Raw genomic sequence first — 21,957 nt, forward strand, 5'->3', positions numbered from 1 at the left:
CCCGCCCCGCGGGCATCTCCGCACAGCCCGCCCCACCGGCCGACGGGCGGGGTGCGACCCGGTCCCGTGGCCGCGCCCCGCCCGTCCCCACCTGCCCCGCACCGCGTCGGGAGGACGCATGAGACGACTGCTCGCCGTACTGGCCGCGCTCATCGTGCTGCCGTTCACCCCGGTCCTGCCCACCGCGTACGCCCACGCCGACGGCTGGTCCGGGCCGCAGTCGACGATCGTCAACCGCAACGGCCGTAAGGTGATCCAGCTCTGCGACCAGGGCGGCGGCTGCCGGACGACCACGCCGTTCTTCATGGCGCTCAACACACAGAGCGCGCCGATCGGGCAGGACAACTGGTCGTACTTCAACTACCAGGCCCAGCTGGCGGCGGCGAACACGGCCGCGCCGGAGATGAACGTCGCGCCCATGCTCCAGGTGCACCTCAACAACACCAGCGACGCCTTCATCGACCAGTTGGCCGGCCGGCTCAACCAGCTCAACCCCCGCCCGTACCTGATGGTGCGCATGTACCTGCAGGACGCGCCGCCCGACGCCGAGCCCATGCGGATGAAGGACCTCCAGGGCAACGTCCGCGACGACACGAACGGCGCGGGCCACCCGTGGACGTTCAGCGAGGCGTGGCTGGCCTACCAGGAACAGCAGATCAGCCGGGTGCTGACGCGGATGGACGCCCAGTATCCCGGCCGGGTCATGGCGGTGCTGATCGCCTACGAGAACGGCGGCGAGTGGTTCTACCGGCCGTACGGCTACGACGACACCACCAACAAGATGCTGGACTGGGGCAGCCCGAGCCTGTGCGCCACCGGCGCCGACGGCGTGCGGGTCTGCCAGCTCTACCCCTGGACCAACGACGCCGGCACCCGGCCCGGCCCGCGCGGGCGGCACTCGTTCTACCTGGACGACTACTCCGCCAGCGCCGAAGCCGGCTTCTGCGCGTGGAGCACGCTGCCGGCGAGCCTGGTCCCGGGCTGCCGGTCGGCCACCCCCACCGAACGCAACAACGCCGTCCCCGGCCAGTCGCCACCGGCCTCGGGGGCGTCGCGCGGCACCGTGCTGGACCCGGCCGACCTCAACTCGCTGCGGGCCGCCAAGTACAACCAGTACCTGTCGTCGCGCAACGTCGCCGCCATCACCCGGCTGCTGGCCAGGGCCAAGCAGGTCACCGGCAACCGCATCCTCACCGCCGCCTTCTACGGCTACCTCTACGGCCTGCGCACCGAGCTGGCGATCAGCGGGAGCAACGACCTGGCGACGCTTGTCGACAGCCCGTCCGTGGACATCATCGGCGTGCCCTACTCGTACGGCGACAGCCGCAGCCTCGGCAACGGCTTCGTCCAGCAGGGGCCGCCGGACACCATGCGGCTGGCAAACAAGCTGTGGTTGGACGAGGACGACACGCGTACCCTGCTGGCCTGCGCGCCGACGAACTGCCAGCCGATCCCGTTCCAGACCGCCACGAACCTGTGGGACAGCATCCGCCTGCTGCGCCGCAACCTGACCACCGCCGCGATCGGCGGCCGGGCGCTGCACTTCCTCGACCTGCAGGGCGTCGGCTGGTTCGGCGACCCGGCGCGCGCCGGCGACTCGGAGGCCCTGTGGGCGAACCTCCAGTCGGTGTTCCGGGCCGCCGACAGGATCCAGCACGGCGGGGCGAACGCCTACCAGCCGCAGGTCGCAGTCTTCGTCGACGACGTGTCGGCCAACTACCAGCCCGGCCTGACCCCCGCCGGGGAGAACTCGTACGCCTTCGCCAGCGACCAGCTCTCCAACCTGGTGGACGACCTGACCCGGCTGGGCACGCCCGTGCGGCACTACCTGCTCAGCGACCTGGCCAAGGGCAACCTCGACCTGAGCGCGATCAAGCTCGCCGTCCTGCCCAACGCCTACGCGGTCTCCCCGACGGTGCGCTCGGCGATCGACACCAGGCTGAAGACCCCCGGCCGCACCGTGCTGTCGCTGTACGCCGCCGGGTACGTGCAGGGCGACCAGGCCGCCTCCACCGCCTCGATGGCCGCGCTCACCGGCATCACGGTCACCAAGGGCACCGGCACGCCCAACCTGGGGCAGACCTACTCGTTCGTCGGGCAGAGCGGCGGGCCGGCGTACCCGCTGACGCCGTGGTTCACCGTGACCGACGCGGGCGCGACGACGCTGGGCACGTACCAGGCGGGCGGGGTCTCCCTGGCCCGCAAGTCCATCCCCGTCGCGGGCGGAAGCTGGACGTCGGTGTACGCCGCCGCGCCCAAGCTGCCGCTGGCCGCGCTGCGCAGGATCAGCGAGGACGCGGGCGTGCACCACTTCGCGCCGGCCGGCGACGTCGTGGAGGCCGCCGGCAACACGCTGATGGTGCACGCCGGCACCACCGGCACGAAGACCGTCCGGCTGCCGCAGACCATGCCCCGGGTGTACGAGACCGCCCTGTACCCCAGCGACGTCGAGCTGTGCCGCAACTGCGCGCAACTGGCGAACCTGCCGTTCAACGCGGGCGACACCCGCGTGTTCCGCTGGACCTCGCCCCCGCGCGGCAACTTCGAGCTGCTCACCGGCTCCACAGTGGAGGGCTGGGCGGTCGACACCGACCAGCCGGGGACCTCCTCGACGGTGGCCGTCTACCGGGGCGGGCCGGCGGGCGTGGGAACGTACCTGGGCGACTTCCCGACCGCGACCAACCGGCCGGACGTGAACGCCTACTTCGGCATCACCGGCGTGCACGGCTTCCGGTTCACGCTGTCCGGGTGTACGCCGGGCACGCAGATCCACGTCTACGCCCTCGACCCGGAGGGCGGCAGCGGCGACGGCAGCACCTACCTGGGGGCGCGCCCCTGCACGTGAGGCATCGGCGACGCCGGGTGGCCGTCACAGCGTGACAGGCGGGCCGCCGGGCCGGCGACGACGCCGGTCCGGCAGCCCTGTCCCACCCTGTCGATGTGTGAACGGTGACGGACGACCGCCGCCTCGGCTCACCGGCTCCAGCCGCCAACCCCACCGCTGCCGTCGCTTCGGTTGCGATGCTCGTCGAGCCTTCTCCGGGCTTCGGTCGACGCCTGCTGATCAAGAACCCGGCCGGAGGCGTCGATCGATGCCCGCCGGGAAGGGCGCCACAGCCAGACGGCTGCCACAGCTACCAACAGGATGACGAGGAGCACGAGCCAACGCACGTCAGCCTCCGTCCATCGGGCGACCACGGGCCCGAACAACGGCCCGTAGGCGAATCGCTACCTCCAGTATGCGCAGCCCCAGTCAAGCGAGCGGCTTGCCGAGGCGTAGCGGTCTCACCGCCAGGATCGAGGCCGCCGAACACCCGAGCACGCGTCCTCACACCTCAGCATCCAGTTTGTTCGCTGACGTGCGGCGGGGCGCGACGGGTCCCGTGTTCGCGCCCCGCCGCCCCGCCCATCGTCCGAAACAGCGTCGGGAGGACGCAGTCGCGCTTGTCCTGGTGTCGTTCACCCCGAACGGGCGGAACGACTGGTCGTACTCAACTATGAAGGCTCGCCCCTGCACGTAAGGCACCGACGGACCTGGCGAGCCGACGAGGACGCCCGTCGGCAGCGGTACGCCAGTCAGCCAGCTGAGCTGGTCGGGTCGTGCCGTGGGCCGCACGACCAACCGGGGCAGCACCGCCCAGCCGACATGGTCCACCCCTGTCGGTGTTTGAAGGGCGACGGAGCGCATGGCAGGCTTTGGGCCATGCGACGCGCCATAGGCAGGCTTCGGCTGCCGGGCAGCCCGCGCCTTCTCGACCGCGACGAGTGCCTCGTGGTGGTGTCGGCGACGGCGGCGCTGAGCGCGGCGTACGACGTCAGCTGGCGGGTGGCGCCCGACGCGCCGGAGCAGGACGTGCCGCACCTGTCCGAGAGCCTGGCGCGGGCCCGCCGCGACGGCCGGGTCTTCCTGCTCCCGCCCGGTTCCCGCTCCTGGCTCGACCTGCGGTACGCCTACCCCGACACCGGCTACGCGCTGGCCCTGCTGCTCGTGTGGTCCTACGGCGCGAGCCGGCACGACGGCGACGAGGCGGGTTCCGGCGGGCATGTGGCGGTCGCGTTGTGGCACCTGCGGATGCTGTCGCCGCCGCACGCGGACCGGATGCTGGCTGACGTGGAGGCCGCGCTGGTCAGGCACCACCGGGCCGGGCAGGTGACCGAAGCGCCCGTTCGAGGTGCATGAGCAGCAGAAAGGGCCGGGCCCGCTGGGCCGCCTTGCGCCAGGTTAGGGCACGCAGCCCGTACTTGAGGACCACCGTCGAGGGAACGGTCGCCCCGAGGACGTCCCAGGCGATCTCCTCCGCCACCTGCCGGGCGACCCGGGGCCGGGCGAACTCCGCCACCGTCTCGCGGTAGCGGCGGGTCAGCTCGCGCGCGGTGGCCTCCGGGGTCAGCACCGGGTCGTAGCCGCGCGCCACCGCGAGCAGCGAGTCGTCCAGCAGGGTGCGGAAGGCGTCGTTGAACCGCCGTGCCTCGACGATCTGCGCCAGGCTGAGCTGGCCGAGCGAGCCGATCCGCAACTGCCCGAGGACGTCCCGCACGACCGCCGCCTCGAACCGTTGGGCCGGTTGCTGCCCGAGGCCGCCGACCAGGTGGGTCCGCACGGCCGGGTTGGTCAGCATCCCGTCCTGCCGCAGCTCGGAGGAGATGACCAGGGAGGCCAGGTGGCTACGCAGGCTGACGATCTCCGCCGCCCCCTGCCGCAGCGGCCGTGCCCCGTCCACCGCCGGCCGGTACGCCTCCTCCCGGACCGCGCGCATCACCTCGTCCATCCGGGTCAGGCTCTCGCGCAACTGCCCCTGCGGGATGACCAGGTCGGCCCGCCGGCCGCTCCCGGCGGCGCGGCCTACCCGGACCCGGCCCGCGTCGTCCACCTCGTATTCGTGGCCCCAGAGTCCGACCAGGCCCGCGTCGTGCAGGTCGTCGATCCGCCGGTTGATCTCCGCAGCCCGATCGCGGTACGCCGAGGCGACCTCGAAGGAGGCGCGCAGCACGACCCGGTCGGAGAAGAACACGACCGACTGGAGGAGCTTGTCGATCGTGTGCGGGTCGATCACGCCGCTGTCGAGCAGCGTCAGCGAGCGGGTCATCGCGTCCCCGACAGGTAGGTCAGGTAGTCGACCTCGTAGAGGTGCGCGCTCCACGCCTGGTAGCACACCTGGCTGCGGGTCAGCCCCAGGTCCAAGGCAGCGTCCGAGGCGAGCTGCGCGAAGGCGAGCAGCTCGGGCACCAGGCCCACCCAGACGTCGACGCTGCGCGCGGTCAGGAAGAGGACCAACTCGTCGGCGACGATCCGCAACGCCCCACCCACCGGCGAGACGGGGAACCGGCCGCCGAGGTCCTCCTCCGGCTGCCAGGTCGAGAAGACCGCCGACCGGCTGTGCTCGTCCTGGCGCAGCAGCGCGACGGCCTGGGCGAACTGGTCGACCGGTGTGCCGTCGGCCGGGGCCCACCGGCGCAGCCGTTGATGCAGCAGCGACGACTCCCGCTGGTCACCGAAGAGGCGGTCCCGGTAGTCCTTGATCAACTCGGGGTAGGGGTACCCGGGTGGTGGCGTGAGGTCGGCCGGGTTCCGCAGCCACACCGTCAGGCCGGGGAGGTCGAACGACACGCCGTGCCGGGTGGCGATCCGGACGGGCAGGTCCCCGGCGAACAACGCGACGACGTCGGACCAGCCGGACGCGACCGTGGCGATCTCAAGCTCCACCGTCCACCTCCCGAAGCCCTTCCCACTGCCTCGGCACGGCATCCCGGCCGAAGGACGGCAGCTCCAGCACGGGCAGCGACTCGACGTCGATCAGCCCCGGGGCGGGGGGCGCACCGGCCCGGGTCGCCAGGCACACGTCCGTCGCCAGCAGCGGGACGTCGTGGTCGAGCCCGTTCGCCGCCATGGTCTCGCCCGAGGTCACCAGCAGCACGCCTGCCCCGTGCGGGTCCGCCCTGATCACCCCTTCGGTGGAGCCGCGCAGCGGCACGACGCGCGGCTGCCCCGCGTCGGCCCGCGCCGCGAGCCACGCCCGGGTGAGCGCCGGGTATTCGGTGTAGATGGTCCGCACGTCCCGGCCGGTGACCGTGCAGTAGGTGACGAACGACGTCCGCGCGGCGGGCAACGCGCGCAGCACGAGCCCGGCGCCGCTGGCGAGCGACCATTCGACGCACGTGTCGTAGCCGGTGATCCCGATGTCGACCACGCCGGTCGACACCAGCCGCGGAATGTCGAACCCCCGGCACAGGACCAGGGTGTCGCCTGCGGCGCGGTGCCACAGGGAGCGCGGGTGGCCGACTGCCAGCCCGGGAAAGAGGCCGCCGGTCAGCTCGGCGGCCGGGCCGTGCAGGCGGCTCGACGAGCCGGGCGCGGCCACGATCACGCGGGGCCGCCAGAGTGGTGCGCGTCCCGGTCGATCCGCCGCACCGCGTCACCGATCTCGTCGACCGGCACCACCGCGTCGGCCAACGCGCGCAGGGCGAACTCGGCCGGCTCTTCGGAGAACACGACGGCCTTACCCTGGCCCACGGCGTAGCCCACTTCGATGCAGACGCTCGCCCCCGCATATCCGCCGTTGGCGATGACGAATACCGCGTCGGATCTGGCGATCTTGTCGAGGAACTCCCGGGTGAGGCGGATCTTGTCCGACTCGCCGACGCGCACCTGTTCCTCGCTGTAGTCGTAGCGGGGGGTGTAGACGGTCAGGCCGGCCTTTCGAAGAATCTCCTCGGCCCGCCGCGCGGTGTCGTAGAACTTCGAACTGCTGCAGATCGTGACTGAGCTGATCAAGGGAACTCTCTCCGTCGTTTCCGATAATGCGAACATCAGGTCAACGACACGAGGTGCCGGGGTCTTTCGAGATATCTCGCACCCGACCGGCGGAGAAGGATCCTCTCCCACAGCACGGACGGCGCCTCGACCTCCCTGGGGCGGGGCAGCAACCGCCGGTCGGCCAGCACGGGATAGTCGAGGTGGAACGGCCGCACCGCCAGCCGGGCGGGCAGACCGGGGCTGATCGCGCCCAGCTCGTCGTGGAGCCGTTCCAGGTCGGCCACGCTCCAGTCGTTGGCGCCGACGGCCGGATACACGTCGAAGCCGAGGCCGACGGCGAACTCGACGCCGCGGCGGATCGCCGGCCAGAGCCGCGCGCCCGGCGGGAAGTGGAGGGTGGTGTGCAGCTTCACCCGGGGCAGCTCGGCGGCGTCGCCCGCGGTCAGCCGCAGCGCGCTCTCCCGCCACGCGTACGGCAGTGCCGAGACGTTGGACTCCACCTTGAGCACGGTCGAGCCGAGCAGCTCACGGCGGCGCAGCTCGCGCAGGACGCCGAGCACGAGGGCCGGTGCCAGCAGCGGTTCGCCGCCGCTGAGCCGCAGCAGGCTCAGCCCGCGACCGGACGCCCGCAGCGATCGTCGGAGCAGGACGAACTCGTCCACGACCGCCGCCGCCGTGGCCACGAAGCTGTCCGCGCCGGACAGGTGAGCGAAGTCCACATAGCAGTAGGGGCACCGGAAGTTGCAGGCGGCGACGTGGGTGATGGCGGCGAGGTTGTGTTCGCTCCAGTGCCCGCCGAGCTCGGCGGCCACGGCGAGCGGGCTGTCCGACAGGTTGGCCTCGTGCCGCAGGGCCGCGAACTCGGGCAGGGAGGTGGGCAGCCGCAGCCGCTCGCGCCTGACCGGCGTGAAGAGGCGGAACTGCCGGCCCTGCACACCCCCGAGCACCGTCGTCCTGAGATCGGTGAATGCGAATTCGCCAGCCCCGGCGTTGACGATGCGATAGGACCGGGCTAGCAGCCGGCCACCGTCGGGCCCGGGGGACGGTGTCGATTCAGCCACGCGATCCTCCGTCGGGGTACGCCCGCGGCCACGTCGCGCGATCAGCGGAGCGCTCAGGACAGGGTATCGACTGCGCAGTGGACACCGATCCGGCAGTGACGTCAGATATCCGTCATTTCCTCATCGCTGGTTCGCCACCGGCCGGGCCACAATCGCCCGCAGATCCGTCGCTTCCGCTTTGTAGGGTGAGCAGGTGGACACCCAGGTTTCCCTGTCGCGGTGACGCTCAAAGCGCTCGGCGCGCTTCGCTGGTGTCAACTCGGCGCTGCTCAGGCAGTGAATGGTAAGGTCCGAGGTTGCGGGTGCGCTTGTCCTGAGCCAGCATCGTCCAGCCCCGCTTTAGGCCATACTCGATCCACTCGTCGTCACCGGTGAGCTGGCCATCAGCAGGAAAGACATCGCTCACCATGTGCAGGGTCCAGCCCGCCTCGATCAACGTCCGAGGCGTGCCCTTGCCCAGGCAACGAGGGCGGTGTCAGCCGGCGTGAGAAGCGCGTCCTGAAGCTTGCCGATCAACTCGCGCCTCCCTCCGCCGCGCAGGTCCCAGCATCGCATCACACTAGGCGGTTCACACGATCCGCTGATGAACCGCTACCCCGTGTCGCGATCAGGGCTCCCGCATCCAGGTCTTCGGGTCGGTGACAAAGACACCCTTGCCCTGCTGGCGGCGGATCACCCGCAGCGCCTCAAGCCGGACGTAGGCCAGCTGCACAGTCCCGTAGCTGACTCCGTAGTTCACACGGGTCTCGGCGACCGACGGCAGGCGGTCGCCAGGCTTGAGCTTCCCCGACCTGACATCAGCGATGACGTCGTCGGCGATGCGGAGGTATTCGGCTGATTCGGGCATGTCGCTCCTCGCGTGGCACCCCGAATTCGATCACATTTCGAATGCCTGAACAACGTGCTTTGACTTCCCTGTGTTCCCTAGTTATGTTTGTTGCAGCTCCTCCTCGCGTGGCAACGGGGTCGGCTCATCCCCCGGTCGGGGCGGGTCTGCCCTGCCCGCCCCGACCCACCGCACGCACGCTCCACGCTCCCGTCTGCCCCGGAAAGGATCGTCGTGGCCCACGTGTATCGAGGCGGCCGGCTCTACGGAACGGGCCGGCCCGACCGGCTGACCCCGCACGAGGTGCGCACCTGGGCGTTCGACCCGCGTCGGCGGGGCGTCGACGCCGACCAGGTGCGCGAGTTCCAAACCCGGCTGGCCGACGAGCTGGCCGGGCTGCACGAGGACGTGCGGCTGCTGGCCCAGGAGAACGACCGGCTGAAACGGGCGCTGCGCGACTGGCAGGTCATGCACGCCCGGGAGTGCGTCCCGCCGGACGACGCCCGGCCCAACCGGGGTCACTGGTAGCGGTGCGCCCGGCCCCCGGTGACCTGCTGACCGTCGACGGCCGGGCCTCGGTGCAGTTCGCCGGGGACCGGGCCGTCACCTTCCGCGTCGTGTCGGTGCCCGACCTGCCGACCTACCACGGCTGGATCTGGCTCGCCGGCTACGTCCTCGACCAGCGCGGCCTGGCCACCGCCAAGCGCGAGATCTACGTCCAGCTCGCCGGGCTCCGGCCCGCGGCCCCGGCGACGGCGGCCGTCCCGCGTCGCTCGTCGTCACGCCCCGCGCAGCGGTCCGCGTCGACCCCCTCGGGGGTCGGTCGGGCTTCCGGGCGGCGGAGGTGAGGGGGCGGCCTCGGGAAAACCCGTTGGGCTGCCCGCCGCGCCTCGGGCACGATCACCGCGTGGACACCTATCTGGACACCGAGCGGCTGGCGCTGCGCCGGTTCACCGCCGACGACGCGGACCTGCTGATCGAGCTCGACAGCGACCCGCAGGTGATGCGCTACCTGAGCGGCGGCGAGCCGACCCCGCCGGAGGTCGTCCGCGAGCGCTACCTGCCGAACATCCTCGCCGGCTACGAGAAGTGGAACGGCAACCTCGGCCTGTTCGCCGCGCACGAGAAGGCCGGCGGCGCGTTCGTCGGCTGGTTCATCCTGCGCCCCGGGCCGCAGGGCCCGCTGGACGAGGTCGAGCTCGGCTACCGGCTGCGACGGGCGGCCTGGGGCAACGGCTACGCGACCGAGGGCTCGCGGGCCCTGCTGGGCAAGGCGTTCACGGAGCTCGGGGTGCGCAGGGTCTGGGCGGAGACGATGACCGTCAACCGCGCCTCGCGCAACGTCATGGAGAAGCTCGGCATGACGCTCACCGAGACCAGCCCCGTCCCCGCCGACATGGCGATGATCGAGGGCGCCGAGCACGGCGGCGTGCTCTACGAGATCACCAAGGAGCAGTGGGAGCGGCGGTAGCCGCGTTCACCCCTGCGTGGTGCACGCCCGGCGCGTCGGGGGCGGGGTGCCGTACAGCTTGTTCTCCGCCGGGTCGATCGGGTGCCGGTCGATCTCCCTCGGCACGTCCGACGGCGAGTCGAACGCCTTGCGGATGTTGGGCACGCAGAGCAGCGTGAGCCGCTTGCCGGCCGCGATGCCGTTGGCGTCGAACCGGATCAGCCCGGTCACCCCCTGGTAGGCGGGGTCGGCGACGTCGCGGATGGTGACGTACACCGTCGTGGGGGTGACCTCCCGGGGGTTCCATTCGCGGCCGGCGGGCGCGGAGAGGTTGCCGGCGATGGTGCGCACCGCCCGCAGGTGCAGCCGGGTCGCGTCGTAGGCCAGCCCGACCCGCTCCCCGATGTGCGAGTTGGACTGGCACAGCGACAGCACCGTCCGCACGTCGGTGAGGAAGAGCTTGCGCTCGATGTCGGTCGCGCCGATGATCCGGTTGCAGTAGGCCAGCTCGCCCTTGACCACGTACGCCAGGGGCAGGTTGTCCGGCGCGGGCCGACGCGCGGCGCTGTTCGCCAGGTAGCGGTTGACCGAGTCGTCGCCGATGAGCAGCGGCACCCGGCCGCTGCAGTTCTCCGCCAGCCGGGCGGCGAACGCGCCGAACTCGGTGTAACGCCCGCCGAAGAAGACCACGCCGTCGCCGAAGCGGTCGGCGCAGACCGGCGTGAGGTCGACCCCCTGCCGCCAGTACGTCTCCTGGTAGGCGTCGCCGCCGAAGCGGGACCGCAGCCCGTCGCGCAGCGTGTTGACGTACAGGTCCTCGCGCGCGCCCTCGTCCGGGTCGACGTTGCCGTACGTGTAGAAGTTGAAGATCCGCTTTTTCTTCAGCACCTCGGTGACGTGGTCGTGCACGAGGGTGGCCTCGTCGATGTTCGGCGCGGAGATCTGCAGGTAGCGGCTGGAGGCGTCGGCGATCCGGTCGGCCGACAGCGTCGGCGCGAGCACGGGCAGGTTGATCTCGCCCAGTGCCCTGATCGCGTCCTGCACCGCCTTGCGGCTCTCCACCAGTCCCACCACGCCGAGCACCGTCGGCTCGTCGTGGGCCAGGTCCGCCAGCATCCGCACCACGTCGGCGGCGTACCGCATCTCCTGGCCCGCGTTGGCGACCACGATCCGCAGGTACGGGTTGGCCCGGTCGTCGTTGGCCTCCAGGTACGCCCGACGCTGCGCCGCCGCCATGCCCTGCAGCTCCTCCCGCTCCCCGGCGAAGGTCTCCTCCCCGGGCAGCGCGTCGGGCTTGGTCAGCGAGCCGAAGTAGACCAGGGTGACCCGGGGGCGGTCCCGGCGGACGGCCCACGCCGCCTCCACCTCCCGGTTCTGCTCGAAGATCTGCCGCTGCACGGCGAGCAGGGACTCGTCGCGGCTGAACAGTTGCCGCCCGTGGTCGCTGTAGCCGATGCACTGGCCGTCGCGGACCGCCGTGTGCACCAGCCCGCCCGTGGCCGACGGCGGCCACTCGCAGTCCGCCCGCCACCGCTGCGCCTGCCCGGGAATCTGCCACACGCCGAAGGTGGTCAGCACGACGGCGACCAGCGCGACGAGGGCGACCGGCCGGGCCAGCCACGGCGGGCGGGGCGGCACGATCCGGGACAGCCGGTTGCGGAACGGGGTGAGGTCGGCCGGGGGAACCTCCACCTGGAGGTACCAGGCGTTGTCCTCCCGCGCCCGCCGGGCCCGCGCCAGGCCGCTGCGCCACGCCCGGTACGCCCCTTCCACCCCGTCGAGCGGCACGAGCTGGCCGGCGACGGCCGGGTCGGTGGGCGACAGCCCGTCCGGCGGCACGTCGTGGCCGTTCGTGACGACCAGCAGGGGGTCCGAGCGGCCGGTCTCGTCGCGGACCGCGTTGATCAGCTTGACCAGGGCGTACCCGCCGTTGTCCGGGGCGAGGCCGTCGAGCAGGAGCACCGGGCAGGCGGTGCGCCGCCACGGCTTGAGCCGCCACGGCCGGCGGCGGTGTTCCACGCGCAGGTCCTCAAGGAACGCGTGCACCAGCAGCAGGTCGATCTGCTCCTGGTCCTCCGTGGCCCGGGACGGGACGGTGAGCCGGCTGGCGAACGCGACGAAGTCGCCGGCCGCGAGCTCGGGGGCGAGATACTGCTGACGCAGGAACCAGCGGAACCGACGGCCCGCCCCGAGCAGCCAGCCGTTGGTCAGCAGCCAGAACATCGCCCCGGGCAGGACCCGCAGGACGAACCACAGCAGCACGCCGAGCCAGCCGCCCGGGTCCGGCGGTGTCTGCTGCCCGTCCGAGGCCGCCCGCTGGGAGATCCGCTCGCGCAGTTGCCGGGTCAGCTCCCGGCGTCGCCGGTTGGTCGGCACGTCGGTCAGGTCGACCTGCATGAGCCCGTCGGCGAGGGCGTAGCGGCGGAACGCCAGCCGGTCCGCGCCGCCGAAGTTCCCGGCCGTCAGCCCGGTGTACGCCTCGTGCAGCAGCGCGCGCACGTCCCGGCCGGTGGCGTCGAGGCGGACGTGCGGCACCCGCCGCTCGTCTCCGGCGAACACGTGCGCCAACATGGCCAGCGGGGACGTCGCCCGGGGCCGGGAGACCAGGCACAGCAGCGGCAGCCGCCAACCGTGGCGGGCGGGCCGCAGCACCATCGACTCGATCAGCTCCACCAGCCGGTGGAACTGGGCGTACGCCTGCCGACCCTGCTCGGGCACCCCCTCGCCGGCCATGTTCCCCCGCTTCGAAACCCGCCGAAGAATCCGCGACATCGTCGGTCCCGCCGCCTCGCCGAAAGGAACACCCCGTCGGGCCACACGCCGAACAGTGAAACCGGTCGCTCGATGGTAGGCGGGGTTCGAGGTCTCCGCCACGACGCCAGGGCCCTCCACCGCAACTGTCAACTTTCCGATCCGACCCGCGACCGCCCACCCCCTTGGCCCACCTCGACCCCGTTGATCAAGAGGTTTGCGTCAATGTCGAGATCGACTCTGACGCTTTTCTCTTGATCACCGAGGAAGGTGTCGGGAAGGTGGGGGTGGGAGGGAGGGAGGGGGTTCGGGGACCAGCGGGTCAGGCGGCGAGGGTGGCGTAGCGGCCTGCATGGTCGAGCAGGGCGGCGTGGGTGCCGGACTCGACGATCCGGCCGTGGTCGAGCACGGCGATCTGGTCGGCGTCGCGCACGGTGGACAGGCGGTGGGCGATGGTGATCGTGGTGCGTCCCCGGGCCAGCTCGTCGAACGCCCGCTGCACCGCGCGCTCGGTCTCGGTGTCCAGCGCGCTGGTGGCCTCGTCGAGGACGAGCACCCGGGGGTCGCGCAGCAGGGTGCGGGCGATGGCGAGGCGCTGCTTCTCCCCGCCGGAGAAGCGGTGCCCGCGCGAGCCGACCATGGTGTCGTACCCCTCGGGGAGGGCGGCGATGACGTCGTGGATCTGCGCGGCGCGGGCCGCGTCCTCGATCTCGGCGTCGGTGGCGTCCGGTCGGGCGTACCGCAGGTTCTCGCGCACGGTGGTGTGCAGCAGGTAGGTCTCCTGGCTGACCACGCCCACGACGGCGGCCAGGTCGGTCAGCCGCAGGTCGCGCAGGTCGACGCCGTCGATGGTGACCCGGCCGGCGGTCGGGTCGTGCAGGCGGCTGACCAGGGCGGCCAGGGTGCTCTTGCCGGAGCCGGTGTGCCCGACGACGGCGAGGCCGGTGCCGGCCGGGACGTCGAGGGTGATCCCGGCCAGGGCGGCGGTGTCGCTGCCGGGGTAGGTGAAGGTGACGCCCTCGATCCGCACGTGGCCGCGCATCCGGCGCGGGTCGATGTCGACCGGGTGCGCGGGGTCGTCGACCTCGACGGGCAGGTCGAGATATTCGAAGATCCGGGCGAACAACGCCATCGAGGCGGTGACCGAGACACCCACGTCGAGCAGGCCCATCAGCGGCCGGAACAGCCCGCCCTGCAACGCGGTGAACGCGACCAGCGTGCCGATGCTGAGCGTGCCGGCGGCCCCGGGCAGGCCCGCGCCGAGATAGATGAACGCGGGGATGGCGGCGAAGATGACGCTCATCGAGGCCATCCGCCAGCGGCCGGCGAGGTCGGAGCGCAGCTCCAGGTCGACGAGGCGGGCCGAGGAGGCGGTGAACCGGTCGACGAGCGCGCCGCCCGCGCCGAGGGTCTTGCTGAGCTGCACGCCGCTGATCGACAGCCCCTCCTCGATGGTGACGTTGAGGTCGGCCAGCTCGCGCTGCCGCTGGGCGGTGATCTCCCGCCGCATCCGGGCGACCCGGCGGGTGAGCCAGATCGACGGCGGCAGCACGACCAGCGAGATCAGCGACAGCCGCCAGGACAGCGCCACCATGGCCACGGCGGTGGCGACGACGGTGGTGAGGTTCGCCGCGATCGAGGTGGCGGTGGAGGTGACCACCGTCTGCATGCCGCCGATGTCGTTGGTGATCCGGGACTGCACCTCGCCGGTGCGGGTGCGGGTGAAGAAGGCGATCGACTGCCGGTGCAGGTGGGCGAAGACGTCGGTGCGCAGCCGGTGCATGACCTGCTGGCCGACGCGGGTGGAGAGCCAGGTCTGGACCACGCCGAGGGCGGCGGTCACGACGGCGACGGCGACCATGCCGAGGACCAGGCGGGCCAGCAGCGTCAAATCGCGCTCGGGCAGGGCCCGGTCGATCACGGCGCGCAGCAGGAACGGCGAGGCCATGGCGACGATCGAGGAGGCCACGATGATCGCGGTGACGGTGGCGAGCTGCCAGCGGTACGGGGCGAAGAGCCGGCCGACGCGGCGCAGCGGCACCTGCCGGGCCTGGTCCTTCTCTGCGGTGCTGACGGTGCGGGGGCCGCCCCGGCCCTCGCGGTGGGTGGTGGGTGTGTCCAAGGGACGCCCTTCCGGTCGAGAAGAATGCTGAGGTTACCTCATCATGAGGGAGCAACAGCATTCTCTGCTACCGTATTCCGGTGAGCGCCGACATCCCGGTGGGCCCCGGCAGCGCGAAGGCGTCCGCCACTGCGGCGAACGCCGACGAGGAGGGCCTGGCCGAGAGCTTCTGGGCCGTCGCCCGCCGGCTGCGCCACCTGTCCCGGCAGTCCCTCGCCCCGTGGGAGATCAACCCCGGGCAGGCCCGGGCGCTGGGCGTCCTCACCCGGCACGGCGCGCTGCGGCTCAGCGCGCTCGCCGAGCGCCTGCGCATCGCGCCGCGCTCCGCCACCGAGGTCGTCGACGGCCTCCAGGAGCGCGGCCTGGTCGCCCGCCGCCCCGACCCGGCCGACCGGCGGGCCACCCTGGTCACCCTCACCGACGAGGGGGTACGCGTCGGCGCGGCGATCCACGCCGCCCGGCACGCCGAGGCCGAGCGCCTCTTCGGCGGGCTCAGCCCCGCCGACCGGGCCCACCTGGCCCGCATCCTGCGGACCCTGCGCGACTGACCGCCGGCCTCCCCGCCTCCTTCTGCGCCCGGTCGGTCCGACGCGCCGACACCCCACCAGCCCACAGCCCACCAGCCCACAGCTCGTCAGCTCGCCCGCCGGCTGGCGAGGATGGCCAGCACCTCGGCGCGTACCCGGTCCGGCTCGCGCACCAGCCTGCGGTGGGCGAAGCGCACCACGAGGATGCCCCGGGTCGCCAGCAACGCGTCGCGGCGCAGGTCGATCTCCCGCTGCCGGGGGTCACCGTGCGCGGTCGCCCCGTCCAGCTCGAAGTCGACCCGTTCCCGCTCGGCGTAGGCGTCGAGATACATGGTGCGCCCCTCGATCCGTACCCGGAACTGGCGGCGCAGCCGGGGCATCTGTGCCCCGGTGAAGACGTGGTCGTGTCCCCACACCTCCAGCGGGCTGCGGCAGCCGGCGGACAGCCGGTCCAGCAGCACGCGCAGCTCGGCGCGGCGGGCCAGCCGGGGCGCCTGCGCGAGCGCCTGCCCGAGGCGCGCCGGGGTGGTCAGGCCGTCGTTGACGGCGCGGATCAGCGGGGCGGGGCGGTCCACGGCCGGCAGCAGCGGCCAGGCGTCGACCAGCGCCCGTTCCAGCCGGACGACGGGCAGGCCCCGGCGGGTCACCGCCTGCGGCGGCTCGGGGCGGAAGCCGTGCCGGTGGTGCAGCACCACGTGCGGTGGCCGGGAGCGGAGCCCCGAGCGGGCCGGCACGTCGAGGTGCACGGCCTCGTCGTCGGGTTGCCGGCGCACACCCCAGGCGTGCAGGGCGGTAGGCCCGCCGAGCGCGCCCCCGCCCTGGCCGTACGCCACGGCGGCGCGGTGCCGCAGCTCGGGCGGGAGCGCGGCGAGCCCGGCAGAGCCCCCGGCCGTGTCCGGCACGACTCGGCGTAGACGCCGGGCAGGACGCGGAGCAGGGCGCCGGTGTCCACCGCGTGTCGCAGCACCCAGGCGGGCACCACCTGGGTCGCCAGTGATCGGGTGAGCAGGCCGCCATGGCGGTCCAGCAGTGCTCGCAGCGGTTCGTCCATGGCATGGACGGTGTCGGCGCCCGGCCCCGTGCCGCAACCCCGTCGGCCGTCGGCTGTGGACGGGCTCTCCGCTGTGGACGAGGCCCGTTCGGGGCGGGGATGTGGTAAACGTCCTTGATCGTCTGCGGATTCCGGAGACGATGGTCGGCGTGTCGGCTCACTTCTCGACAGCCGATCACGGGGGCGCAACCCCGGCCTGCGGCGGGCGATATCGGCGGCGGATCAACACCGCGACGGCGCGACCGTGGCCGGACCGGAAGGCGCGTTCGACGTCGGTGGCCTCGACGTCGGTGGCCTCGACGCCGGCGGGCCCGGGCACGCCGGTCAGGACCCGCCCGCGAAGGGACGGACCTCGACCGGCAGGGTGGTGGCCCGCGCGTAGCGGCGGCCCCAGTCGAGGGCGGCGTCGAGGTCCGGCGCCGAGACGATGGTGATCCCGCCGAGGTGCTCCTTGCCCTCGGCGAACGGACCGTCGGTCACCAGCATCTCGTCGCCGTCGGCCCGCAGCACGGTGGCCGTCTCCGGCGCGTGCAGGCCCTGCCCGAAGACCCAGGAACCGGCTTCCACCAACTCGTGGTGGATCGCCTCGACCTCACGCATCACCCCGGCGAGGAACTCCGGCTCCGGCCGCCCCGTGTCGGCCGGGTGGTAGATGCTGATCAGGTACTGCCCCATGTCGTCCTCCTCGGCCGCGGCCGGCGCGGTGCCCGCCGCCAACTCCACCCTGCACCCTCCAGACGAACGGGACCGGCGGCGATCGACACGCCGCCCGACGATTCTTATCCATCTTCGGCTTATATAAGGCGGCTCTGATATAAAAGAGGGATGCATGCCTTCGACGTGCTGGGCGAGCCCGTGCGCCGGCGGATCCTCGAGCTGCTCGCCGAGGGCGAGCGGAGCGCCGGGTCCGTCTGCGCGGTGATCCGGGCCGAGTTCGGCATCTCCCAGCCGGCCGTGTCCCAGCACCTGCGGGTGCTGCGCGACAGCGGCTTCGCCACCGTGCGCCCGCAGGGGACCCGCCGGCTGTACGCGGTCAACCCGGAGCCGCTGCGCGAGGTCGACGACTGGCTCGGCCACTTCCGCCGGTTCTGGACCCCACCCCTGCACGCCCTGGCCACCGAGCTGGCCCGGGGCCGCCGGGAACGCCGCCTGGCGGCAGAAGCCGAAAAGCCCGAAGGGCCCGAGAACGAGGGACCCGAGAAGAGGAGACGAGAATGATCGACGCGACGCATCAGATCAGCGGCGTGCGACGGTGGGTGGGCGACCGCGTGCTGCCCGCCGGGCAGGCCCGGGTGCTGACCATCAGCCAGACGTACGACGCGCCGGTCGAGGACGTCTGGGACGCCTGCACCAACGCCGAGCGCATCCCACGCTGGTTCCTGCCGATCAGCGGCGAGCTGCGGCTGCACGGCCGGTACCAGTTCGAGGGCAACGCGGGCGGCGAGGTGCAGCGCTGCGACCCGCCGGAGAGCTTCGCCGCCACCTGGGAGATGGGTGACCAGGTGAGCTGGATCGAGGTGCGGCTGTCCCCGGAGCCCGACGGCCGGACCCGGTTCACGCTGGAGCACGTCGCGCACGTCGACGACGCGATCTGGGACCGGTTCGGGCCGGGCGCGGTCGGGGTCGGCTGGGACATGGGGCTGGTCGGGCTGGCCACCTACCTGCACGCCGGGGACGGCGGCGACGACAACCCGGCCGCGCGGGGGGCCGAGTGGGCGGCCTCGGCCGAGGGCCGGGAGTTCCTGGTGACGGTCAGCCGGCTCTGGGGCGAGGCGAGCGTGGCGGCCGGCACCGATCCGGCCCAGGCCGCCGCCGCGGCGCAGCGGACCACGGAGGCGTACACGGGGACCCCGGCCGGCTGACCGGCGCGGCCGACGGGTCGGCCTGGTCGCGGCCGGACCGGCCGGCAGGTCGACCCGCTCGGGCCGGCCGCAGGGTAAACCAGCGGCGCGGTGTCGGGGGCACCCGGCAGACTGTCGGCCATGTCGCCCCGCTCCGTCGCCGATCTGGTCGCCCTGCACGCCGCTGGTGCCCGCGTGCGCTACCTGCACTTCTGGGGGCACCGGCCCCGGCCGGACGGCGCGGTCGGGGCCGGCTGCCTGAGCCAGTGGTGGCCCGCGCCGTTCACGGTGGACGGCCGGGTCTTCGCCACCGCCGAGCACTGGATGATGTGGCACAAGGCCACCCTGTTCGGCGACCACGGCACGGCGGCGCGCGTCCTCACCGCCGGGCACCCGCAGCGGGCCAAGGCCCTCGGGCGCGCGGTCCGCGGCTTCGACGAGGGCGTCTGGGCGGCCCACCGGTACGACATCGTCGTGGCCGGCAGCGTCGCGAAGTTCGCCGCGCACGACGACCTGCGCGCGTTCCTGCTCGGCACGGGCGAACGGGTGCTGGTCGAGGCGAGCCCGGTGGACCGGGTGTGGGGCATCGGCCTGGCCGCCGGTGACCCCGACGCGCAGGATCCGGCCCGCTGGCGCGGCGACAACCTGCTCGGCTTCGCCCTGATGGCCGCCCGCGCCGCCCTGCGCCCCTGACCCGCCCATCGGGCGTCCCGCGGCGCCCCGCCAACCGGTCGGCACCCGGGCGTCGACCGGCCGGCACCCGGGCCGGAGGCGCGCGGCCGACGCGGTAACGTGCCGGGCGTGACCGGCGCAGCGTACTCCCACTGTTCCTACTGCGGCGCGGGCTACCCGGCGGCGGCCGACTGGCCCCGGGTGTGCGCGGCCTGCGGTCAGACCGTGTGGCGCAACCCGACGCCCGTGGCGGTCGCGGTGCTGCCGGTGCGCACCGACGCCGGCCTCGGCGTGGTCGTGGTCCGCCGGGACATCGAGCCCGCGCGCGGGCTGCTCGCCCTGCCCGGCGGCTTCATCGAGTACGGCGAGGCGTGGCAGGAGGCCCTGGTGCGGGAGCTGCGGGAGGAGACGGGTCTGGTGGCGTCCGCCGACGACGCGCGGCTGTTCGCGGTGCACGGGGCGCCGGCCGGCGGCACCATGATGGTCTTCGGGACGCTGCCGGAGCAGGCCGCCGGGCAGTTGCCGCCGTCGGCGCCGACCGAGGAGGCGACCGAGTGGCTGGTGGTCACCGAGCCGGTGGAGCTGGCGTTCTCGACCCACACCCGGGTGCTCGCCGACTTCCTCGCCGCCCACCGGGCGGCCTGAGCGGGCGGCCTGAGCGGGCGGCCTGAGCGGGCGGTGGCCCACCGGGCGTCGGTCGCCGGTCGGCTCCTGAGGGATGGGACGGCCACGTCGACGGGCTACCCATATAACCTATCGGGTTAGTAGGCTGCTCTCGCCCGTCGACCGCCTCGGCGCGTCCGCCCCTGGAGCCGCCCACCACCCGATCCGGAGACCCGATGACCCGCTGGACCCCCGACCCCTCGTTCTACCCGTCGCCCCGGCAGGCGGCCCTGGCCCCGGCCGAGAAGCTGGCGTACGTCGCCGCGTTCGACCGGGCCGCCGAGCGGCCCGACGCCCTCGCCGTGCTCGACACCGACCCCGAATCCCCCGAGTACGGGCGGGTGGTCGGCTGGACCGACCTGCCGCACACCGGCGACGAGTTGCACCACTTCGGCTGGAACGCGTGCAGCAGCGCGCTCTGCCCCACCGCGCCGCACCCGCACGTCGAGCGCCGCTTCCTGATCGTCCCCGGGCTGCGCTCGTCGCGGGTGCACGTGTACGACACCAAGCCCGACCCGCGCGCGCCGAAGCTGGTCAAGGTGATCGAGCCCGGGGAGCTGGCCGAGCGGGCCGGCTACTCCCGCCCGCACACCGTGCACTGCGGACCGGACGGCATCTACCTGTCCGCCCTCGGCGGGACGGGCGACGCCGACGGCCCCGGCGGCATCGCGATCCTCGACCACACCAGCTTCGACGTACGCGGGGCGTGGGAGGCCGACCGGGGCCCGCAGCACCTCGCGTACGACTTCTGGTGGCACCTCAACCACGACGTGCTGGTGACCAGCGAGTGGGGCACCCCGTCGATGATCGAGGACGGGATCGTCGGCGAGCTGCTGCTGGGCCGCCGGTACGGGCACGCGATCCACTTCTGGGACCTGGCGAAGCGGCGGCACGTGCAGCGGGTCGACCTCGGCGACGCGTACCAGATGCCCCTGGAGCTGCGGCCCGCGCACGACCCGACGCAGACGTACGGCTTCGTCGGCGTGGTGATCAGCGTCGAGGACCTGTCCGCCTCGATCTGGCTGTGGCACCGCGACGGCGCGGAGTGGGCCGTGACCAAGGTGATCGACATCCCCGCCGAGCCGGCCGACGCGGCGGACCTGCCCGACCTGCTCAAGCCGTTCGGGGCCGTGCCCCCGCTGGTCACCGACATCGACCTGTCCGTGGACGACCGGTTCCTCTACGTCTCCTGCTGGGGCACCGGCGAGCTGCGCCAGTACGACGTCAGCGACCCGTTCCACCCGGTGCAGACCGGCTCGGTGCGTCTCGGCGGCATCGTGCGGCGCACCCCCCACCCTGGCTTCCCCGACGAGCCCCTGGCCGGCGGCCCGCAGATGGTGGAGATCAGCCGCGACGGCCGCCGGGTGTACGTATCGAACTCGCTCTACGGCTCCTGGGACGACCAGTTCTACCCCGACGGGGTGGGCGCGTGGCTGGCCAAGCTGGACGTCGACACCGAGGCGGGCGGCCTCACCCCCGACGCCCGGTTCTTCCCGCGCGGCGAGGAGTTCCGGGGGCTGCGGGTGCACCAGACCCGGTTGCAGGGCGGCGACGCCTCCTCCGACTCGTACTGCTTCCCGTGACCGCGGCGACCTGGCTGACGCTGGCCGGGCTCGGCGCGTTCCACGGGCTGAACCCGGCCATGGGCTGGCTGTTCGCGGTGGCCCGCGGGTTGCAGGAGCGCAGCCGGCGGGTGCTGCTGGCGTCGCTGCCGCCGATCGCGCTCGGCCACCTCGCCTCCGTCGGCGTGGTGGCCGCTCTGGTCACCGCCACCCGCTCGGTCGCGGCGAGCACCGCCGTGGCGGTCACCGGGGGCGTCCTGCTGGTCGGGTTCGGGCTGTGGCGGCTGCTGTCGCGCCGGCACTTCCGCTGGGCCGGGATGCGGCTGTCGAACGCGCAGCTCGCCGGCTGGTCGTTCCTGATGTCCTCGGCGCACGGGGCGGGGCTGATGCTGCTGCCGGTGCTGCTCGCCGAGCCGGTCGCCGGTGCCGGCCACACCGGGCACCTGGCGGCGGCACCGGCCGGTGCGCTGCCCGGGCTGGCCGCCGCCGGGGTGCACACCGTCGCGATGTTCGGCGTCGCGCTCGCCGCCGCCGTGACCGTGTACGAGGTGCTCGGCGTCGGCGTGCTGCGGCGGGCATGGTTCAACGTGGACCGGCTGTGGGCGGGGGTGCTGGTGGCCGCCGGGGTGGTGACGTTGGTCGCGGCGGCCTGAGGGCGACGGGGTGGCGTCCACCGA

General features: G+C 73.0%; 24 protein-coding genes. 12 read left to right on the plus strand and 12 right to left on the minus strand.

Annotated features, from left to right (window positions below; all coding sequences use genetic code 11):
* Positions 1 to 118 precede the first annotated feature (118 nt).
* A complete protein-coding gene (locus ACFYWL_RS20395) occupies positions 119 to 2,845 on the plus strand; it encodes a hypothetical protein (RefSeq protein WP_386974890.1) in 2,727 nt (908 codons plus the stop codon).
* Between the two features lie 128 nt (positions 2,846 to 2,973).
* Here ACFYWL_RS20395 and ACFYWL_RS20400 read toward each other — a convergent pair whose 3' ends face one another.
* Positions 2,974 to 3,171 carry a hypothetical protein gene (locus ACFYWL_RS20400; protein ID WP_386974892.1) on the minus strand — a complete coding sequence of 66 codons (198 nt, stop codon included), beginning with the start codon at positions 3,169 to 3,171 and terminating at the stop codon, positions 2,974 to 2,976.
* A gap of 532 nt (positions 3,172 to 3,703) precedes the next feature.
* Between ACFYWL_RS20400 and ACFYWL_RS20405 the strand changes: the two genes are divergently transcribed.
* Complete coding sequence (locus tag ACFYWL_RS20405; protein ID WP_386974894.1) at positions 3,704 to 4,180, plus strand: hypothetical protein; 477 nt, start codon at positions 3,704 to 3,706, stop codon at positions 4,178 to 4,180.
* Here the strand turns inward: ACFYWL_RS20405 and ACFYWL_RS20410 are convergent.
* The 7 genes from ACFYWL_RS20410 to ACFYWL_RS20440 form a co-directional block, all read right to left on the minus strand.
* A complete protein-coding gene (locus ACFYWL_RS20410; RefSeq protein ID WP_386974896.1) occupies positions 4,128 to 5,087 on the minus strand; it encodes a hypothetical protein in 960 nt (319 codons plus the stop codon). The genes ACFYWL_RS20405 and ACFYWL_RS20410 overlap by 53 nt on opposite strands.
* Positions 5,084 to 5,704 carry a thymidylate synthase gene (locus ACFYWL_RS20415; RefSeq protein ID WP_386974898.1) on the minus strand — a complete coding sequence of 207 codons (621 nt, stop codon included), beginning with the start codon at positions 5,702 to 5,704 and terminating at the stop codon, positions 5,084 to 5,086. The genes ACFYWL_RS20410 and ACFYWL_RS20415 overlap by 4 nt, the downstream gene beginning before the upstream one ends.
* Positions 5,694 to 6,365 carry a hypothetical protein gene (locus tag ACFYWL_RS20420; protein WP_386974900.1) on the minus strand — a complete coding sequence of 224 codons (672 nt, stop codon included), beginning with the start codon at positions 6,363 to 6,365 and terminating at the stop codon, positions 5,694 to 5,696. Before ACFYWL_RS20420 ends, ACFYWL_RS20415 begins: the two co-directional genes overlap by 11 nt.
* Complete coding sequence (locus tag ACFYWL_RS20425; protein ID WP_386974902.1) at positions 6,362 to 6,772, minus strand: nucleoside 2-deoxyribosyltransferase; 411 nt, start codon at positions 6,770 to 6,772, stop codon at positions 6,362 to 6,364. Before ACFYWL_RS20425 ends, ACFYWL_RS20420 begins: the two co-directional genes overlap by 4 nt.
* A gap of 35 nt (positions 6,773 to 6,807) precedes the next feature.
* Entirely contained in the window at positions 6,808 to 7,701 is an 894-nt protein-coding gene (locus tag ACFYWL_RS20430) for a hypothetical protein (protein ID WP_386974904.1), read from the minus strand.
* 340 nt (positions 7,702 to 8,041) lie between these two features.
* Positions 8,042 to 8,275, minus strand: a complete 234-nt coding sequence (locus tag ACFYWL_RS20435; protein WP_386975030.1) for a hypothetical protein — start codon at positions 8,273 to 8,275, stop codon at positions 8,042 to 8,044.
* Positions 8,276 to 8,422: 147 nt separating this feature from the next.
* On the minus strand, positions 8,423 to 8,662 hold the full coding sequence (locus ACFYWL_RS20440) for a winged helix-turn-helix domain-containing protein (RefSeq protein ID WP_386974906.1): 240 nt from the start codon (positions 8,660 to 8,662) through the stop codon (positions 8,423 to 8,425).
* A 213-nt stretch (positions 8,663 to 8,875) separates the two neighbouring features.
* Here ACFYWL_RS20440 and ACFYWL_RS20445 point away from each other — a divergent pair, with 213 nt between their 5' ends.
* From ACFYWL_RS20445 to ACFYWL_RS20455, 3 genes are read left to right on the plus strand one after another with little or no spacing between them, the layout of a single operon-like run.
* Complete coding sequence (locus ACFYWL_RS20445) at positions 8,876 to 9,169, plus strand: cell division protein DivIVA (protein WP_386974908.1); 294 nt, start codon at positions 8,876 to 8,878, stop codon at positions 9,167 to 9,169.
* Between the two features lie 2 nt (positions 9,170 to 9,171).
* Positions 9,172 to 9,489: a hypothetical protein gene (locus ACFYWL_RS20450; protein ID WP_386974910.1), complete on the plus strand. Its 318-nt coding sequence runs from the start codon at positions 9,172 to 9,174 to the stop codon at positions 9,487 to 9,489.
* 59 nt (positions 9,490 to 9,548) lie between these two features.
* Complete coding sequence (locus tag ACFYWL_RS20455; RefSeq protein ID WP_386974912.1) at positions 9,549 to 10,112, plus strand: GNAT family N-acetyltransferase; 564 nt, start codon at positions 9,549 to 9,551, stop codon at positions 10,110 to 10,112.
* 6 nt (positions 10,113 to 10,118) lie between these two features.
* Here the strand turns inward: ACFYWL_RS20455 and ACFYWL_RS20460 are convergent, their stop codons facing one another.
* Both ACFYWL_RS20460 and ACFYWL_RS20465 read right to left on the minus strand, forming a co-directional pair.
* A complete protein-coding gene (locus ACFYWL_RS20460; protein WP_386974914.1) occupies positions 10,119 to 12,824 on the minus strand; it encodes a hypothetical protein in 2,706 nt (901 codons plus the stop codon).
* A 340-nt stretch (positions 12,825 to 13,164) separates the two neighbouring features.
* The gene (locus tag ACFYWL_RS20465) at positions 13,165 to 14,964 is read right to left on the minus strand and encodes an ABC transporter ATP-binding protein (protein WP_386974916.1); all 1,800 of its coding nucleotides are present in this window, start codon (positions 14,962 to 14,964) and stop codon (positions 13,165 to 13,167) included.
* 80 nt (positions 14,965 to 15,044) lie between these two features.
* Here ACFYWL_RS20465 and ACFYWL_RS20470 point away from each other — a divergent pair, with 80 nt between their 5' ends.
* Positions 15,045 to 15,512 carry a MarR family winged helix-turn-helix transcriptional regulator gene (locus ACFYWL_RS20470; RefSeq protein WP_386974918.1) on the plus strand — a complete coding sequence of 156 codons (468 nt, stop codon included), beginning with the start codon at positions 15,045 to 15,047 and terminating at the stop codon, positions 15,510 to 15,512.
* Between the two features lie 86 nt (positions 15,513 to 15,598).
* Here ACFYWL_RS20470 and ACFYWL_RS20475 read toward each other — a convergent pair whose 3' ends face one another.
* Positions 15,599 to 16,393 (minus strand): DUF559 domain-containing protein, encoded by a 795-nt coding sequence (locus tag ACFYWL_RS20475; protein ID WP_386974920.1) that lies wholly within the window; start codon positions 16,391 to 16,393, stop codon positions 15,599 to 15,601.
* A gap of 473 nt (positions 16,394 to 16,866) precedes the next feature.
* On the minus strand, positions 16,867 to 17,265 hold the full coding sequence (locus ACFYWL_RS20480) for a YciI family protein (RefSeq protein ID WP_386974922.1): 399 nt from the start codon (positions 17,263 to 17,265) through the stop codon (positions 16,867 to 16,869).
* Positions 17,266 to 17,367: 102 nt separating this feature from the next.
* Between ACFYWL_RS20480 and ACFYWL_RS20485 the strand changes: the two genes are divergently transcribed.
* From ACFYWL_RS20485 to ACFYWL_RS20510, 6 genes are all read left to right on the plus strand, one after another.
* On the plus strand, positions 17,368 to 17,760 hold the full coding sequence (locus ACFYWL_RS20485) for an ArsR/SmtB family transcription factor (RefSeq protein WP_386974924.1): 393 nt from the start codon (positions 17,368 to 17,370) through the stop codon (positions 17,758 to 17,760).
* Positions 17,757 to 18,404, plus strand: a complete 648-nt coding sequence (locus tag ACFYWL_RS20490) for an SRPBCC family protein (RefSeq protein WP_386974926.1) — start codon at positions 17,757 to 17,759, stop codon at positions 18,402 to 18,404. Before ACFYWL_RS20485 ends, ACFYWL_RS20490 begins: the two co-directional genes overlap by 4 nt.
* 120 nt (positions 18,405 to 18,524) lie before the next feature.
* Positions 18,525 to 19,076 carry an NADAR family protein gene (locus ACFYWL_RS20495; protein WP_386974928.1) on the plus strand — a complete coding sequence of 184 codons (552 nt, stop codon included), beginning with the start codon at positions 18,525 to 18,527 and terminating at the stop codon, positions 19,074 to 19,076.
* A gap of 108 nt (positions 19,077 to 19,184) precedes the next feature.
* Complete coding sequence (locus tag ACFYWL_RS20500) at positions 19,185 to 19,700, plus strand: NUDIX domain-containing protein (RefSeq protein WP_386974930.1); 516 nt, start codon at positions 19,185 to 19,187, stop codon at positions 19,698 to 19,700.
* 194 nt (positions 19,701 to 19,894) lie between these two features.
* The gene (locus tag ACFYWL_RS20505; RefSeq protein WP_386974932.1) at positions 19,895 to 21,301 is read left to right on the plus strand and encodes a selenium-binding family protein; all 1,407 of its coding nucleotides are present in this window, start codon (positions 19,895 to 19,897) and stop codon (positions 21,299 to 21,301) included.
* Positions 21,298 to 21,933 carry a hypothetical protein gene (locus tag ACFYWL_RS20510; RefSeq protein ID WP_386974933.1) on the plus strand — a complete coding sequence of 212 codons (636 nt, stop codon included), beginning with the start codon at positions 21,298 to 21,300 and terminating at the stop codon, positions 21,931 to 21,933. The genes ACFYWL_RS20505 and ACFYWL_RS20510 overlap by 4 nt, the downstream gene beginning before the upstream one ends.
* The last annotated feature ends 24 nt before the right edge of the window (positions 21,934 to 21,957 follow it).

Source organism: Micromonospora sp. NPDC002575 (assembly GCF_042889525.1).
Lineage (GTDB): Bacteria > Actinomycetota > Actinomycetes > Mycobacteriales > Micromonosporaceae > Micromonospora > Micromonospora carbonacea.